The following is a 17,274-nucleotide window of genomic DNA, read 5'->3' on the forward strand; positions in this document are numbered from 1 at the left end:
GCGGTTTTCTGCTACGATCGGATTTTACCCATCTAAGGCCGGGGGAATCGGGATATGTACACTCGGGAAACTGGAGTGCTCAGGTGGGTAGCAAGGTAAAGATCGGACAGTTTTTCGGCGCCATTCTGTTGGGTGCCGGGATCGGAGCAGGCACCGCTTGCGCGACGGAATGGGGGCTTGTGGCGCCCGGAGCGCCGAAGGATCTTGCGGATCAGTTACGGGCTGTTTCCACCGTCGGAGGTACCGCCGAGCGCGAGGAAACGACACCGCAGGACCTGCTGGCTGCGGCACGGGCGGACTATGCCCGTATGGTCAGTATCCTTTACGAAGCCGGGTATTATGGCGGCACGGTAAACATCGCCGTGGACGGGCGTGAAGCCGCTGAAATCCCTCCCTTGGCCGCGCCGTCCCGGATAGACAACATCGCCATTCTAGTTCGGCCCGGCCCTCGCTTCGCTTTTTCCACCGCACGTATCGCGCCCATCGTTCCCAGTACGGAGTTGCCCGAGGGGTTCGCTCCGGGTGAACCGGCGCGCAGCGGATTGATAAGCGAGGCCGCGCGCGCCGGTATCGACGGGTGGCGCGAGTTCGGTCATGCCAAGGCCGATATCCGCGACCAACAGATCACCGCCAACCACGCGCGCCGCACCCTGTCCGCCGATATCCGGCTTGATCCCGGTCCGAGGCTTCGTTTCGGCGACCTGATCATCATGAACCGCGGGGCAGTCCGCCCCGAGCGTATCCGCGCCATAGCCGGACTGCCGACCGGACAGACGTTCTCGCCCGACGCACTTGCCGAGGCCGAGCGCAGGTTGCGGCGCACCGGGGCTTTCAGTTCGGTCAGGCTGGCGGAATCCGACACCATCAGTCCCGGTCAGCGCCTCGATATCGAGGCCGGTCTGGTCGATGCCAAGCCACGCAGAATCGGTGTCGGGGCTGAATTGTCGTCGCTTGAGGGGTTCGGGCTGTCGGCCTTCTGGATGCATCGCAACCTGCTGGGCGGAGCCGAGCGGCTGCGGATCGAAGGTGCGGTCGAGGGCATCGGCGGCGACACGGGCGGGCTCGATTATCGCCTGTCGGGTCGCTTTGACCGGCCCGCGACCTTCACCCCGGAAACCGGCCTGTACCTCGAAGCGACCCTGGCCGAGGAAGACGAACCCGACTATCGCGAACGCAGCCTGCAAGTTGGCGGCGGCCTGACCCATATCTTCAGCGACAAACTGACCGGCGAGGCCGGGCTGGCCTATCGCTACTCCGAGATCGACGACGATCTGGGGACACGCACGCTGGAACATCTGCTGATGCCGCTCAGCCTGACCTATGACACGCGCGACAACCAACTGGATGCGACAAAGGGGCACTATGTCGATCTGAACGTCACGCCCTTTGTCGGTCTCAACGACAACTCGGGCGGGGCCTGGGTAATGGGAGACGCACGCGGCTACTGGGGGTTTGGCGCAGATGACCGGTTCGTTTTTGCCGCACGCGCACAAATCGGCTCGGTCAGCGGGGCCAGCCTGAGCGAATTGCCACCGGGAATGCTGTTCTTCTCGGGAGGGGCCGGAACGGTGCGCGGCCAGCCCTATCAGGACCTGGCGATTGATCTCGGTGGAGGACGCCGTATCGGTGGACGATCCTTCATGGCCTTTTCCGGGGAAATACGCGCGCCGCTCAGGGGCAATTTCTCGGCCGTCGCGTTTTATGACATCGGGTTTGTCGGACGTGACAGCTGGAGCACGGATAACGGCAACTGGCACAGCGGTGTGGGCCTTGGCCTGCGGTATGCAACGGGCATAGGTCCGATCCGGGTCGATCTTGCGACACCCGTAGATGGCGGCAAAAGCGGAAATGTCGAACTCTATATCGGCATTGGACAGGCATTCTGATGCGTGCAGTTTTATCCATAGCGATCTTCCTTGTCTGGGCGACAGGGCTGTGGGCCCAAAGCGCGGGTGACAGTGCCGAAACGGGCCGTGATCGCGGCCTTTTGCAGGGGTTCATCGAAGACAACCTGTCGGATGCCGGACGCGAGGTTCGCATTGAAGGTTTTGCCGGTGCCCTGTCGTCACAGGCCACGCTGGACGAGATGACCATTGCCGACGATCAAGGGGTATGGCTCACTCTGCGCGGGGTGACGCTCGACTGGACGCGCAGTGCGCTGTTGCGCGGGCGGCTCGAAGTCGACCGCCTGACCGCCAAAGAAATCCTTTTGCCGCGCCTCCCTCAAACCGAAGGAGGCGTCGAAACCGAGGATGCCGTCGCACAACCCTTTGCCCTGCCCGACCTGCCCGTTTCGGTTCAGATTGGTGAGTTGCGCGCGGACAAGGTCGCGCTCGGGGCACCGATTTTGGGTGAGGCGGCGGATTTTTCTGCGGAGGGCGCACTGTCATTGGCCGGCGGCGCGGGGGATGCGGCCCTCACCATCGAGCGTCTGGAGCGCAACGACACCTTCACACTCGAAGCGGAATATAGCAACGAAACCCGGATTCTTGCCCTTGATCTCGACCTGACCGAGGATCAGGGCGGCATCCTTTCAGGTGTATTGAACCTGCCCGAACGCCCCGCACTCGGGCTTCGTGTGACCGGAGAAGGCCCGATTGACGCTTACGAGGCACGGGTTGCATTGACGCGCAACGGCGTGCGGCGCCTCGGGGGAACCGTCTCGACGGAAGCGGTTTCCCAGACACCGGATGCGCCCGACACGCAAGATGCCGTTGCCCGTCGTTTCGCGGCCCGTCTGGGTGGGGATATCCGACCGTTCTTTACGTCCGAACTCCGCCGCTTTTTTGGGGGCCGGTCACGACTTGAGCTGAACGGATGGCGCACGGTTGGCGGTGGAACAGTGCTGGAAGAGATGACCTTGCAGACGGCGCAGCTGCAACTTTCCGGCGGTTTGGAACTGGATTCGCGCGGATGGCCAGTGCGCTTTGATCTGGATGGCAGCCTTGGTGGTGATGGCCTCGTCCGCCTGCCGGTGTCCGGGCCTCCCCTGCGCCTTGAAACGGCGCAGATCAGCGCCGCGTATGATGCGGCACTGGGCGAAACATGGCGAGCCACCGCACAGGTGGTCGGGTTGCAGCAGGAGGGTCTGCTTTTGCAACACGCGCAACTCTCCGGAGACGGGCGTATCGTGCTGGAGGGAATCCGCCAGGTATCGGGCGAACTGGATTTCGCGCTCAGCGGATTGCAGCATGACGACCCCGCGCTCGCCCAGGCGATCGGCTCCGCCCCCGAAGGCCGGACGCAATTTTCCTGGCGCGATGGCGAGCCGCTCCATATCAGTAACCTGGCCCTGTCCAGCGGCGATCTGACCCTGTCAGCAACTGGCAATATCGACGGGCTTGCAGACGGGTTTCCGGTCTCGGGCGACGCCACGCTTCAGGCGGGTGACCTGACGCGCTTTGCCCCCATTGCAAAGCGCAACCTTGCAGGGAGTGCCGTGGCAAACCTGTCCGGAACAGCGGCAATCCTGGGAGGCGCGTTCGATCTGACCCTGGAGGCAACGACAAATGCCCTGGCCATTGGCGAACCGCGCCTGGACCGTTTGCTGGCCCCCGAAACCCGCCTGAACATCGCTGTGCAGCGCGACGAGACCGGCACCGCTCTGAAACGGTTGTCCGTCAATAGTTCTGCGGTCGAGGCATTGATTTCAGGCAGGCTGGATGAAACCTCGGGAACGCTGAACGTCGATGCAACGCTCAGCGATGTCTCTCTGGTCGAACCACGCCTTGCCGGCCCGGCCAGCGTGACGGGCGATATCGGCTGGACACAATCCGGCGGCCTGACACTGACGGGACTGAACGCACAGGTGGCCGATGCGACCCTGACCGCCACGGGGCAGCTTGATCCGGCGGACCCTGCCCTGCCCGTCAACGGCACGGCAACGCTCGAGGCAGCCGACCTCGCACGGTTTGCGCGACTGGCGGGCCGTCCATTGGCCGGGCAACTGTCATTGCAGGCGACCGGCGAGGGCGCTGTCAAAGGCGATACTGCAGTGATCGACGCCACGTTAAACGGTCAAAATCTGCGCAGCGGCATTGCGGCGCTGGACAACTTGGTGACCGGAACCGTCAGCGCACGGCTGGATGCCTCGCGATCAGACGGTATGATCGACCTTCGCACGCTTCGGCTCGACACCCCACGCCTGACGGTCGATGCCAACGGGTCCGGGGCTGGCGCACCGATCCAGATCACGGCCCGTCTGGCCAATCTCGGTCTTCTGGCCGACGGTCTTGACGGCCCGGCCGAAGCGCGCGGCACCCTTCGCCTGCATGACGATATGGGGCGCGACATCGCCGTCGACCTGAACGCCAGCGGCCCCGGCGGTACGGTGGCACAAGTTTCGGGCGACATCCGGGACCATGGCCAGTCGCTCGACCTGACAATGAACGGAAACGCGCCGCTTGCGCTGGCAAATCGTTTCATAGCACCACGGTCGGCCTCCGGCATGGCCCGGTTTGATTTGCGTATCGCCGGGGCCCCCGCCCTTTCCTCGGCTTCGGGGCGGATTACCCTGTCCGACGGGCGCGTCGCGCTCCCTTCGTTGTCGATGGCTTTCGCCGACATGAACGGAACCATCGACCTGACCGGAGAACGCGCCAACCTGCAGATCAGCGCGGACGGTCGCGAAGGAGGGTCGGTCTTGTTGCGCGGGCCGATCAATCTGGCGGCGCCGTACCCCGCCGACCTGTCCATCCTGCTGAATGCTCTGCGCCAAAGCGATCCCGATCTCTACACAACACAGGTCAGCGGCATGGTTACCGTCAACGGGCCGTTGCTGGGCAGGGCAAGGATCGGCGGGCAACTGCAACTGGGTGAAACCGAAATTCGCGTGCCGTCTTCCACGATCGCCAGTGTCGGTCTGCTTCCGCAAATCCGACATGTCGGGGAACCTTCAGAGGTGACCACGACCCGTCGCCGCGCCGGTCTTATACAGGAGGAAGAGCCACCAGCCGGGCCCGCTCTCGCGTTGGATCTGACCATTTCAGCCCCCAACCGCATTTTTGTCCGGGGGCGCGGGCTCGATGCGGAACTCGGCGGGCGGATCAGGGTCACCGGAACGACCAATGACGTGGTGCCGAGCGGTATGTTCGAACTCATTCGCGGTCGCCTGGACATTCTGGGCAAACGCCTGACCCTCGACGAAGGGCGTATCGACCTGCGCGGGGCTTTCGATCCGTATCTGCGCTTTGTGGCAAGTACGGAGTCCGAAGACGCCACCTTGCGCGTCGTCATCGAGGGGCTGGCAAGCGCGCCGGAGATAACTTTCGCCTCGACACCCGACCTTCCGCAGGAAGAGGTCGTCGCAAGACTGATCTTTGGCCGGGGGTTGGACAAGATTTCCGCATTCCAAGCCGCGCAACTGGCCGCAGCGGTTGCGACACTTGCCGGGCGTATGGACGACGGATTGCTGGGCGGGCTGCGGGAATCCGTCGGCCTGAGCAATCTCGACGTCACCACCACCGATGACGGATCGACCCAGCTCACTGCCGGGGCCTATGTCAGCGAGAACATCTACTCCGAGATCAGCGCAGACAGCGAAGGCAATCAGCAGATCGACCTGAATCTCGACCTCTCGCGCAGCGTGACCGTGAAGGGGCGGCTCGATTCCGAGGGCAGCACCGGCATCGGAATCTATTTCGAGAAAGATTATTGAGCCTTTCCCTCACTCAGATGCCGCCGCCGACCTGCGAGGGGTTGAGACTGTTCGACAGGCGCTTTTCATGTCGAACAGTCAGGTTGCAAGATCCTGCAGCATAAGGTCGACGACCGTGGAATCGGCAACCTGATCGAACACCCGATACGCTCCGCCCACGGCTCCGAAATGCAAATGGGGTTCCGGGCAGACGATGCGGTCGACCTGATTTTCCAGATCCGCCAGAACATCCGCACTGGCCACCGGAACCGCAAGAATTATGCGCTTTGGTCCTTGCTGCCGCAACGCCACCAGGGCGGATCGAACTGTGGTGCCGGTGGCAATACCGTCATCCACCAGAATTACGGTTTTCCCGCGCACCGGCACTTTGGGCCTTTGACCCAGATACGCCTGCCGCCTGCGTTCCAGTTCATCCAGTTCGGGCTCGGCCAGCCTTGCGACATCCTCGCGGGTCAACCCATAAAGCTGTGCAACGCTCTCGTTGACCACTAGGCCGTCATCCCCCGGCCCCGTCACCGCTCCTATCGCAAGTTCCGGATTTCGCGGGGCCCCGACTTTGCGTACCAGTAGCAAATCCAGGGGCGCATTGAGGGCGCGGGCGATCACCGCACCGATGGGCACCCCTCCACGAGGCAATGCCAGCACCACGATATCATCGTCCATGAGGGGCGGCAGGGCTTCAAGAACCTGCCGCGCGGCATCTTCCCTGTCCTGATAGATCGTCATCGCATCGGCCTTTTCCAGTGATCGGTTTTCGGGATCAGTGACAAGTCTACCATATCGGCGTTCACCTTCGCAGGGGCGGCGGGATCGCAGGCATGTGGCATCCAGCCATGTCCCGACAAGTACGCCTTAAAATGCGGCATTGATGCGTTGCACTTCCTCGATCCACATTTCAGTGAAGGCCGACGCCAGATGGGATGGCGGCCGGTGCGCCGGCGCCAGGACATTGAACCCCACTTCGATCTTCGGCTCGAACGGCCGAAACGCGATACCGCAGGCCTGGGCCCCGCGATATTGCCGATAGCTTTCCGCGCTCAGAACATCGACCACGGCACAGGCTTCTCCCAGTTCGACGAAGTTCAGCAACGGGATGAAATACTGCGTCTGGAACCGTGGCCGAAACTCTGCCCCCGCCTGATGAAAGGCGTCTTTGGTGTCGCGATAGGTTGCATGCCGTTCATTGAGGGTGGCCATCGGCCTGCCATTCAGATCCTCGGGGGTAATCACCGGCTTCAAGGCCAGCGGATCGTCCGCAGGCACCGCACACAGACAAAGCGTGGCGGTGGGTTTGATCGTCACGAGTTGCGACGACCCGGCGAATTCCTCTCCCAGGTCCGCGATGCCCAGATCATAAGACTGTGTCGAAATCAATTGATGAACCTGCGGGGAACTGCGGGTCAGGATCGTGACATGGATATCCTGCCTGTCATGGGTCAGCCGGCTGACCAGACGCGGCAGCAGGAATACCGATGGTCCGGGCATGGCCACCAGGCGCAGTTCGCCCCGCGTCAGCGCCTTCAGGTTCTGCAGGTTTTCCCGCGCCGTATCCATGCGGCCGATGATCTCGGTGGCTTCGGCCAGCAGGTAATGCGCCTCAGGCACAGGATGCAACCGTCGGGACCGGCGTTCAAACAGGGGCATCCCCAGTTCATCCTCCAGCGATGCGATCGCGGTACTGATGGCAGGCTGCGTTCGCCCAAGGTTACGCGCCGCCTGCGAGACGGTGCCGCACAGCATGACTTCGCGAAACGCGCTGAGTTGGGACAGATTCATGAGCAATTTGTATAAGCAGTTTTTATAATATTCAAAAAATTTTCGATTTGCGTTTATGATCCACAACGTGCACCGTGCCATTGGACGGGGGCGGTCGCTCCTGTTTGAGCAACTGCGCATCCCCAAAAAGCGCAGGGTCAATCATTCCTCAGGGAGATATGTACACAATGGGACGACTCAGAAATTTCACCATCGCAGCAATTGCCGGTCTTGGCATGGCCCTGCCCGCCGCAGCGCAGGACATGAAGTTCTTCCGCATCGGCACCGGCAGCGCGGGCGGCACCTATTTCCCGATTGGCGGGATTATCGCCAATGCCATTTCCAACCCTCCGGGGTCGCGCCCCTGCGAAGAAGGTGGCAACTGCGGTGTGCCGGGTCTGGTGGCCATCGCGCAATCGACCAACGCGTCGGCCCACAACGTAAACGCCGTGCAGGCCGGTCAGATGGAAGCGGGCCTGACAGGCGCCGCAACGCTGCATTTCGCCTATAACGGCACGGATGTCTTCGAAGGCAACGCCAAGCCCGACCTGCGCGTGATCGCCAACCTCTTCCCCGAAGACCTGCACCTTGTTCTGCCGAAAGACGCGAAACTGGACAGCCTGGCCGATCTCGAAGGCAAACGCGTTGGTATCGCCCAGGCCGGGTCGGGCACGCAAATCGCGGTCGAACTGATCCTTGCGACGCAAGGCATCACCCGCGACAACATCGAAGAGGCCGAACTGAACAACACCCAGAGTGCCGAGCGGCTGGCTGACGGTCAGCTGGATGCCTATTTCTATGCCGCCGGCACTCCGGTCGCCGCGATGATCCAACTCGACAACACCAAGGGCATGGAACTCTACGACTGGAGCGAGGAAGAGTTGACAGCTGGCAACGAGGCCGTGCCGTATTACATCAAGTCGATGATCCCCGCAGGCACCTATCCGGGCGTCGACTATGACGTCGATACGCTTGCCGTTTCCGGCATTCTGGTGACCAACGCCAATCAGGACGAAGATCTGATCTACGAGATCACCAAGGCGCTGTGGTCCGACACGGCGCGCAAACTGATGGACAACGGCCACCCCAAGGCCAAGGTGATCACTATGGACACCGCGCTTGACGGTGTCGAAGGCATCGGCGTGCCCCTGCATCCGGGGGCCGAACGCTTCTACAAGGAAGTGGGCATGCTGGACTGACAGAGTCCGAGCAGCCACGGGCCAACCTGACCAGGTTGGCCCGTTTTCTCTGGCGTGCCCAAAGCGCGCCACCATCTCCTATCGCCGAGGAATTGCCGAATGGCCAGTGATCGCCTGTCCACGGACCTGGACACCAAGCAGCTCGAAGAGCTGGAAAAGAAATACGACAGCGCCCTCAATACCCGAGACAACGGGCCGACCCTGACACGGGCCATCTATTGGGCGACCATTCTGTTCGCGGCCTACCATGTTTGGACCGCCGGGTTCGGAACGCCGGTGGATCATATCCATATGGGCATTCACCTGGCCGGGCTTTTCCTGTTCATCTTCATCTATTTCCCCGTTCGGCGCACACCTGCCAGCCTCTCCTATGACGGCGCGGGACCACTGAAACCGGGCAATGTTCCGCTTTACGACTGGGCGATCTCCTTGGCGGCAATGCTGGCCGCGCTGTTCTTGTGGATCAGCTGGCGCGGCCTCGACATCCTTGGCCTCGACATTCCCGAACAGGCTCTGCGTCAGGGCAACCCGACCACGGTCGACGTGATCCTGGGGACCGTCCTGATCTTTGCCACTCTCGAAATCGCGCGACGCACAATCGGCTTTGTCCTGCCGTTGATCATTCTCGTTTTCATGGCCTATGCCCTGTTCGGCCCGTCGATGCCGGTGCAAATCCTGCAACATCCGGGGGTCGACTGGCATCAGTTCGTCAACAACATGTATTTCCCGTCCGAGGGGATATTCGGCATCACCCTGTGGGTCGTCTCGACCGTGGTGTTCCACTTCGTCCTTTTCGGCGTCGTGGCGCAGCGCATGGGGCTGGGGCAGTTCTTTGTCGACAACGCCATGATGCTGGCCGGACGCTATACCGGCGGACCTGCCAAGGTCTCGGTGGTGTCCTCGGCCTTTTTCGGAACCATCTCGGGCAGTTCCATCGCAAACACCGTCTCCACCGGCTCATTGACCATCCCGAACATGAAAAAGATGGGCTATCCGGGCCATTTTGCCGGAGGGGTCGAGGCGGCCTCGTCGGCAGGTGGACAGATCACGCCGCCGATCATGGGCGCGGCCAGTTTCCTCATGGCCGAGTATCTCGAGGTGCCCTACACCACCATCGTGATCGCGGCCATCGTACCGGCCATGATGCATTACATCGGCGTCCTCTCGATCGTGCATTTCACCGCCAAACGGCTGGGGCTGCATGCCTATCCCAAGGATCAGTTGCCGAAATTCATGCAGGTCTGGCGCGATGGGTGGTATACGATCATCCCGCTGATCGCCCTGCTGATCGTTCTCTTTTCCGGTTATTCCCCCAACATGGCGGCCTTTATCGGACTGGCCCTGTGCATCGTGGTGGGGTTTTGCGCCTTTGACCGCCCGCTGACACTCGCCATTCCACTGGCGTTACTGGCCTTCATATTCTGGAAGGCCTCCCCCGCCAGCGGCGAGGGCTTTTCGGCCACGCTTGCCGGTATCCTTGCGGCACTCACTATTGTCGGCTCGCTGCATCGGAACGAGCGGAAGGATTTCAAGGACCTGATCGACAGCTTCCATGTGGGTGTTCAATATGCCCTCGCGGTCGGGGCGGCCTCGGCAGCGGTGGGCATCGTCGTGGGGGTCATCAACACCACCGGCGTCGGCTTTCGCATGGGCTTCATGGTCACGAACGGTGCGGCGGATATCGCGACATGGCTGCACGGGGTCATCGGATGGATTCCTGTCGAGGCCTTCACCCAGCCCTCGCTCCAGCAATTCATCTCGCTGGTTCTGATCGCCATGGCCTGTATCCTCATGGGGGCGGGCCTGCCGACCACGGCGCTTTATATCATGCTGGTGGCCGTCGCGACGCCCGCGCTCAGCCAGCTTGGCGTGCCGCCGCTGGCGACGCATATGTTCGTGCTGTATTACGGCGTGATATCCGAAATCACCCCACCCGTCTGCGCCTCGGCCTATGCGGCTGCGGGCATCGCAGGGTCCAACCCGTTCCGCACCGGCCTGAACGCCTTTACGCTGGGGTTGGGCAAGCTGCTGGTGCCAATGGTCTTTGTTTACGCGCCCACGATCCTGATCGTCCTGCCCGAACATTTCACCCTGATGTCCTTCATCCAGGTTTCGCTGACCTGTGCGGCGGGTGTGTTTGCCATCGGCACCGCCGTGGCCGGGTATTTCATCGACCGTATGGGCGGGCTGTCGCGGTTCTTCATGATCGCCGGAGGTTTGCTGCTGGTCGCGCCAAGCGGGTCGAGCGACCTTCTGGCGCTTGCGGTCATAGCGCTGGTCGCCCTGCCCCAGTTCCTTCGCAAACGTGCAGAGGGGACCGTCAACAATGCCACCGAACACTGATCGGCCCGTCACCATACTGGGCGGCGGGGCCGTCGGCCTCTGCACGGCCCTGGAACTGACCGGGCACGGCGTGCCTGTGCGCCTGATCGACCGCGATACGCCGGGAACCGGCGCATCCAGCGGAAATGCCGGAGTGATCTCGCCCTTTTCCGTAGTGCCCCAATCCATGCCCGGCGTGTGGAAAAAGGCTCCCGGCTGGGTGCTGGACCCTCTTGGCCCGGTCACCATTCGCGCACGCCACCTGCCCCGCTTCCTGCCGTGGGCGTTAAGGTTCATCCGGAACGGCACCGAAACGACAGCGCGCCAAACCTCCACCGCGATGGCAAACCTGACCTCGGGCAGCATCGAAATGTACCGTCGCCACTTGTCCGGCACGGGCCATGAGGGGCTGGTCCGCAGCGCCTGCTACGTTCTGGCCAGCCGCGACCCCGCGCTGGTCTCGGACAGTGGGCTGGACAGCGAGTTGCGCCGCGCGGCCGGAGCGCGGGTGGAACGGATCGGCGCGGCCGATCTCCACGATCTCGAACCCGATCTCGCCCCCGAATTCCGCGCGGCGGTACTGATCCACGGGCAAGCCCGCGCCACCTCGCCGGGACGGATCATGCAGGTCCTTACCGACAAGCTGCGTGCCATGGGGGGAGAGGTGCTGCAAACCGAGATCCGCGATCTGCGCCCCGATCCGCAAGGCGGCTGGACACTCGATTGCACGGGGGAAACCCTGCATGCCGACCGGCTGATCGTTTCGGCAGGGGCATGGTCGGCCCGCCTCTTGGCCCCGTTGGGGCTGAAATTGCCGCTCGAGGCCGAGCGCGGCTATCATGTGATGTTCGCCGATCCAGGCGTGACGCTGAACAACTCGGTCATGGATACCGACCGGAAATTCGTGGCCAGTTCGATGCAGGACGGCCTGCGCGCCGCCGGAACGGCGGAATTCGCCGGTCTGGACGCTCAGCCCGATCCGCGCCGGGCCGAAACGATCGCCACCGTCGCGGGTCACATGCTGCCCGGCCTGAACATCGCCCGGAAAACCACCTGGAGCGGGCTGCGCCCCTCCTTTCCCGACAGCCTGCCCGCAATCGGGGAGGTTCCCGGCCACAAGGGGCTGTTTGCGGCGTTCGGACATTCGCATTACGGTTTGATGATGGCGCCGGGTACAGGCCGTATCGTGGCCGATCTGGTTCGCGGCGTCCGGCCCAATGTCGATCTGGCCCCCTACAGGGTCGATCGCTTCGGTTCCGTTTGAAACCCATTGGCCCGGCTGATATGTTATCGCTAACGCGCATATTTGCATCAGCCGGACCCGCCAATGCCGATCAACCCGATCATTCAGGACGTCACCGACCGTATCCGAAAACGGTCCGCTCCGCATCGAAACGCCTATCTCGAACGAGTTCGTCGTGCTGGCGAAACCGGCCCGAACCGGGCACATCTGAGCTGCGGAAACGAGGCGCACGCCTATGCCGCCATGGGCGCTGACAAGGAGCGGCTCGCCACACATCGCGCCCCCAACCTGGGTATCGTGAGCGCCTATAACGACATGCTGTCGGCGCATCAGCCCTTCCACCGATTTCCCGACCTGATCAAACAGGCGGCACGCGCAGCCGGTGGCACGGCGCAGGTCGCGGGGGGTGTTCCGGCGATGTGCGATGGCGTCACCCAGGGCCAGCCCGGCATGGAGCTTTCGCTGTTCTCCCGCGACGTGATCGCGATGGCGGCGGGCATCGCGCTGAGCCACAACACGTTTGATGCGGCGGCATTTCTGGGCGTATGCGACAAGATCGTTCCGGGCCTGGTGATCACGGCAGCGACCTTCGGCCACCTGCCTGCAATCTTCATGCCTGCCGGGCCGATGACATCGGGCCTGCCGAACGATGAAAAGGCCAAGGTGCGTCAGAGATTCGCCGCCGGAGACATAGACCGCACGGCATTGATGGCCGCCGAAATGGCCAGTTATCACGGCCCCGGCACCTGCACATTCTACGGCACCGCCAATACCAACCAGATGCTGATGGAATTCATGGGCCTGCACCTGCCCGGCGCCAGTTTCGTCACCCCCGACACGCCGTTGCGGGATGCGCTGACCAGGGCGGCAAGCGAACGCGTGCTGGCGATCACGGCGCTTGGCAATGCATATGCCCCCGCGGCCGAAGTTCTGGATGAACGCGCCTTCGTGAACGGCATGGTCGGGCTGATGGCGACGGGTGGCTCGACCAATCTGGTTCTGCACCTGCCCGCGATGGCCCGCGCGGCAGGTATTACCCTCTTGCCCGAGGATTTCGCCGCCATTTCATCGGTTACCCCCCTGATGGCCAAGGTCTATCCCAACGGTCTGGCCGACGTGAACCACTTCCACGCGGCGGGCGGTCTCCAGTTCATGATCGGAGAGCTTTTGCAGGCTGGATTGCTACAGGACGATGTCAAAACCGTCGCCGGTCCGGGCCTGAGCCGCTATACGCAGGAGCCGAAACTAAAAGATGGCGTGGCCGTTTGGGGGGATGGCCCCGACCAGACCGGCAACGACCGGATTCTGCGCCCTGCGACAGATCCGTTTCAACCCACCGGCGGGTTGCAGGACCTGTCGGGCAATCTTGGCAGCGGGATCATGAAAGTCTCGGCTGTCGATCCCGATCTACACGTGATCGAGGCCCCGGTGCGCGTGTTCCACGATCAGGATCAGGTCAAGGCCGCTTTCCGCGCTGGCGAATTCACCGGGGATTGCGTGGTCGTCGTGCGGTTTCAGGGACCGCGTGCCAATGGCATGCCCGAGCTGCACGGGTTGACACCGACGCTGTCGGTCCTGCTGGATCGCGGACTGCGCATCGCGCTTGTCACCGACGGGCGCATGTCGGGGGCCTCGGGCAAGGTGCCCGCCGCCTTGCACATCAGCCCCGAGGCCGCGCTTGGCGGCCCCCTGGCGCGGCTGCGGGACGGTGATGTGGTGCGCGTCGATGCCCGCGCCGGGCGGCTTGACGTTTTGAATGATGGCGTGCTCGACCGCGCACCGGCCACGCCGGACCTGTCGGCCAATTCGCGCGGAACCGGGCGCGAACTGTTCGAGCTTTTCCGCCAATCCGCCGGTTCGACAACGCTTGGCGCGTCTTCGCTTTTCCCGCAGGAGCCCTCCTGATGACCCCGCAAGAGATCAGCCGCCGGACCCGCGCACTCTGCACCCTCGCGCCGGTCATTCCGGTTCTGGTCATCGACGACCCCACCACCGCCGCACCGCTTGCGCGTGCGCTTGTCGCCGGGGGCTTGCCCGTTCTAGAAGTGACCCTCCGCACCCCCGCCGCGCTGGACGCGATGGCCCAAATGGCGCTGGTCGAGGGGGCCATTGTCGGGGCCGGAACGGTCCTAAAAGCCGAGGATGTAAAGGCCTGCAAAGCCGCCGGAGCACGCTTTGCCGTTTCGCCGGGCAGCACCGCGAACCTGCTCGACGCCTGTGAAGCCGCCGCGCTACCCGTCTTGCCGGGGGCCGCCACGGCGAGCGAAGTCATGACCCTTCTGGAACGCGGCTATGACATGTTGAAATTCTTCCCAGCCGAAGCCGCGGGCGGCGTGCCCGCGCTCAAAGCCATCGGCGCACCCTTGCCGCAGGTGTCGTTCTGTCCGACCGGTGGGATAACGCCGGACAGCGCCCCGTCCTATCTGGCCTTGCCCAATACGCTTTGCGTCGGCGGCAGTTGGGTCGCCCCATCCGACACCATTCTGGCCAAAGACTGGAACCGGATTACGGAGCTGGCCCGCGCCGCCAGCCGTATGCCCCGCGCTCAAACCTGAGCGCCGCTTTCGGCTTCGAGCTTGCGGAAATGGCCGACCACGGCCTCGCGGGCGACACCGATATGATAATCCATAGCCTCGCGCGCGGCGGTTTCATCCCCGGTCTCCAACGCATCGACGATCAGATAATGATTGCGCGCCACCTTTCCCGGCTCGTCGAACACCCTTTCGATCAGCGCCGTGCAGGCCTGAATTTCCGAAGCCAGCTTGTCGAAGACGGCCAGAAAGCGGCGATTGCCGCTGTGTTCCACGATTGTCCGGTGAAATTGCAGGTCGATACCGATCTGATAGATCAACTGGCTGTCCTGTGACAAATCGATCATCTCGTCAATCTGCGCCAGCAATGTCGGAATGATTTCGCTGCTTCGCCCTTCGCGGACGACACGCGCCGTGGCCTCGCGCTCGATGCACAGGCGCAATTCGTACAGCGAATCGAGATCGTCGGAATCGATCGTGCGTACGAAAAACCCGCGATTGGCTTTTGAAACCAGCAAACCCGCGCTTTCCAGCAACCGCCCCGCCTCGCGCACCGGCGCGCGGCTGACACCCAGATCCCTCGCAATCACGGATTCCGCGACCCTGTCGCCGGGTTTCAGGCGACCCGATACAATCGCATCGGTCAGCATCTGCGCGATCCTCTGTGACAAGGCATCGCGCGCAAGAGGTTCGAAAAGTGGCTGCTTCTGACGCGTCATGGTTCAACGCTAACGCTCAAATTGTCGCCTGTCGACAATTTTGCTTGACTCTTGCGCCCCCCCCCGACGAACCTGTGTCAGTGGAGGGTTGCGCTAACGGCCAAATCCCCGCACGATTACAACTGCGCCAGAAGATCGGGACACCGGCAGAGCGCAAAAGGAAAACACTGGCGGATACGCTTGCCCGCCCGAAATGGCGGGTGGTGGTACTGTGCCGGACAATTCCAATTGGGAGATACAGATGAAGAACCTCGTTACCGCATCCTTGCTGTCCCTCGGGCTGGCCCTTCCGGTCACCGCCCAAGACGCAGGCGGGCGCCTCGACATCGTGGTGCAGCCCGAACCGCCCAGCCTGATGCTGGGCCTGGTTCAGAACGGCCCCACGCAGCTTGTCGCGGGCGACATCTATGAAAGCCTGCTGCGCTATGACACCGATCTGAACCCGCAGCCGTCGCTGGCCGAGTCCTGGGAAATCTCGGATGACGGCATGACCTACACCTTCCACCTTCGCGAAGGCGTCAAATGGCATGACGGGGAGCCCTTTACGGCCGAAGATGTCGTTTTCTCGGTCGATACATTCCTGCGCGAAACCCATGCGCGCCTGCGCGTCAGCCTTGAGCATGTGGATACGATCACAGCGCCGGACGATCATACCGTCGTCTTCAAGATGAAGAACCCCTTTGGCCCCTTCATCGGCGTGTTCGAGGCCGGCACCATGCCGATGGTTCCCAAACACATCTATGAAGGCACCGATTTTGCCACGAACCCGGCGAACAACACGCCCATCGGCACTGGCCCCTTCAAGTTCGAGGAATGGCAGAAGGGCAGCTATATTCACCTGGTCAAGAACGAGGATTATTACCTCGACGGGCAACCCTATCTGGACGAGGTCTATTACCGGGTGATCCCCGACGCCGCCTCGCGCGCCGTCGCTTTTGAAAATGGCGAGGTCGATGTTCTGCCCGGCGGATCGGTCGAGAACTGGGACGTCAAGCGCCTGACCGAGATGGACAACGTCTGTTCAACCGGCAAGGGCTGGGAATACTTCGCGCCGCACGCCATGGCATGGATGAACAACCGCGAAGGCCCGACCTCGGACAAGCTGTTCCGCAAGGCCGTCATGTATGCGATGGACCGCGAATTCGTGAAAGACGTGATCTGGAACGGTTTCGGCAAGGTCGCGACCAGCCCCGTGTCGTCCAAGACCAATTTCTACACCGACGACACGATCATGTACGATCAGAACCCCGAAAAGGCCAAGGAATTGCTGGCCGAGATGGGCTATGACGGCACGCCGGTGCGCATCCTGCCCCTGCCCTATGGCGAAACCTGGCAGCGTTGGGCCGAGGCGATGAAACAGAACCTCGAAGAGGTCGGCATCAACGTCGAAATGGTCGCCACCGATGTCGCGGGCTGGAACCAGAAACAGGCCGAATGGGACTTCGATATCGCCTTCACCTACCTCTATCAGTACGGTGATCCGGCGCTTGGCGTTGCGCGCAGCTACCTGAGTTCGAACATCGCCAAAGGCAGCCCGTGGAACAACGTCGCCGGCTATGACAACCCGGAAGTGGACGAAATGTTCGCCGAGGCCGCCGTTGGTGCGACCCCGGAGGCACGTCAGGAAATCTATACGAAGATTCAGCAGCAACTGGTCGATGACGTCCCCGTTGCCTGGCTGCTCGAAATCGAGTTCCCGACGATCTATCGTTGCGAAGTTCAGGATCTCGTCACCACCGCCATCGGCGTGAACGACGGGGCGCGCGACGCCTGGATCAAGCAATAACGCCCCGCGCGTTTTCCCGGCTGGCCCGGACTGAAATCCGGGCCGGTCCTTCCTGTCGCGCAT

At 62.6% G+C, this 17,274-nt stretch carries 11 protein-coding genes; 8 read left to right on the plus strand and 3 right to left on the minus strand.

Annotated elements, in window-relative coordinates; translation table 11 throughout:
• Positions 1 to 83: 83 nt before the first annotated feature.
• Together KPG71_RS07430 and KPG71_RS07435 are read left to right on the plus strand one after the other, a co-directional pair.
• Entirely contained in the window at positions 84 to 1,886 is a 1,803-nt protein-coding gene (locus tag KPG71_RS07430) for an autotransporter assembly complex family protein (RefSeq protein WP_367397321.1), read from the plus strand.
• A complete protein-coding gene (locus KPG71_RS07435; protein WP_216337463.1) occupies positions 1,886 to 5,656 on the plus strand; it encodes a translocation/assembly module TamB domain-containing protein in 3,771 nt (1,256 codons plus the stop codon). Before KPG71_RS07430 ends, KPG71_RS07435 begins: the two co-directional genes overlap by 1 nt.
• Before the next feature lie 78 nt (positions 5,657 to 5,734).
• Here the strand turns inward: KPG71_RS07435 and KPG71_RS07440 are convergent, their stop codons facing one another.
• A complete protein-coding gene (locus tag KPG71_RS07440; protein WP_216337464.1) occupies positions 5,735 to 6,382 on the minus strand; it encodes a phosphoribosyltransferase in 648 nt (215 codons plus the stop codon).
• 126 nt (positions 6,383 to 6,508) lie between these two features.
• Positions 6,509 to 7,432, minus strand: a complete 924-nt coding sequence (locus KPG71_RS07445) for a LysR family transcriptional regulator (RefSeq protein ID WP_216337465.1) — start codon at positions 7,430 to 7,432, stop codon at positions 6,509 to 6,511.
• 167 nt (positions 7,433 to 7,599) lie between these two features.
• Here KPG71_RS07445 and KPG71_RS07450 point away from each other — a divergent pair, with 167 nt between their 5' ends.
• The 5 genes from KPG71_RS07450 to eda all read left to right on the plus strand — a co-directional run bounded on the left by KPG71_RS07450 (position 7,600) and on the right by eda (position 14,730).
• Positions 7,600 to 8,610 (plus strand): TAXI family TRAP transporter solute-binding subunit, encoded by a 1,011-nt coding sequence (locus KPG71_RS07450; RefSeq protein ID WP_216337466.1) that lies wholly within the window; start codon positions 7,600 to 7,602, stop codon positions 8,608 to 8,610.
• A 99-nt stretch (positions 8,611 to 8,709) separates the two neighbouring features.
• Entirely contained in the window at positions 8,710 to 10,953 is a 2,244-nt protein-coding gene (locus tag KPG71_RS07455; protein WP_216337467.1) for a TRAP transporter permease, read from the plus strand.
• Positions 10,937 to 12,196: an FAD-binding oxidoreductase gene (locus KPG71_RS07460; RefSeq protein WP_216337468.1), complete on the plus strand. Its 1,260-nt coding sequence runs from the start codon at positions 10,937 to 10,939 to the stop codon at positions 12,194 to 12,196. The genes KPG71_RS07455 and KPG71_RS07460 overlap by 17 nt, the downstream gene beginning before the upstream one ends.
• Positions 12,197 to 12,259: 63 nt before the next feature.
• Positions 12,260 to 14,080 (plus strand): phosphogluconate dehydratase, encoded by a 1,821-nt coding sequence (edd, locus tag KPG71_RS07465; RefSeq protein ID WP_216337469.1) that lies wholly within the window; start codon positions 12,260 to 12,262, stop codon positions 14,078 to 14,080.
• A complete protein-coding gene (gene eda / locus KPG71_RS07470) occupies positions 14,080 to 14,730 on the plus strand; it encodes a bifunctional 4-hydroxy-2-oxoglutarate aldolase/2-dehydro-3-deoxy-phosphogluconate aldolase (RefSeq protein WP_216337470.1) in 651 nt (216 codons plus the stop codon). The genes edd and eda overlap by 1 nt, the downstream gene beginning before the upstream one ends.
• Here the strand turns inward: eda and KPG71_RS07475 are convergent.
• On the minus strand, positions 14,721 to 15,425 hold the full coding sequence (locus tag KPG71_RS07475) for a GntR family transcriptional regulator (RefSeq protein ID WP_216337471.1): 705 nt from the start codon (positions 15,423 to 15,425) through the stop codon (positions 14,721 to 14,723). The genes eda and KPG71_RS07475 overlap by 10 nt on opposite strands.
• A gap of 241 nt (positions 15,426 to 15,666) precedes the next feature.
• Between KPG71_RS07475 and KPG71_RS07480 the strand changes: the two genes are divergently transcribed.
• Positions 15,667 to 17,211 (plus strand): ABC transporter substrate-binding protein, encoded by a 1,545-nt coding sequence (locus tag KPG71_RS07480; protein WP_216337472.1) that lies wholly within the window; start codon positions 15,667 to 15,669, stop codon positions 17,209 to 17,211.
• Positions 17,212 to 17,274: the final 63 nt, after the last annotated feature.

This window comes from Roseovarius sp. PS-C2, from assembly GCF_018862045.1.
Classification (GTDB): domain Bacteria; phylum Pseudomonadota; class Alphaproteobacteria; order Rhodobacterales; family Rhodobacteraceae; genus Roseovarius.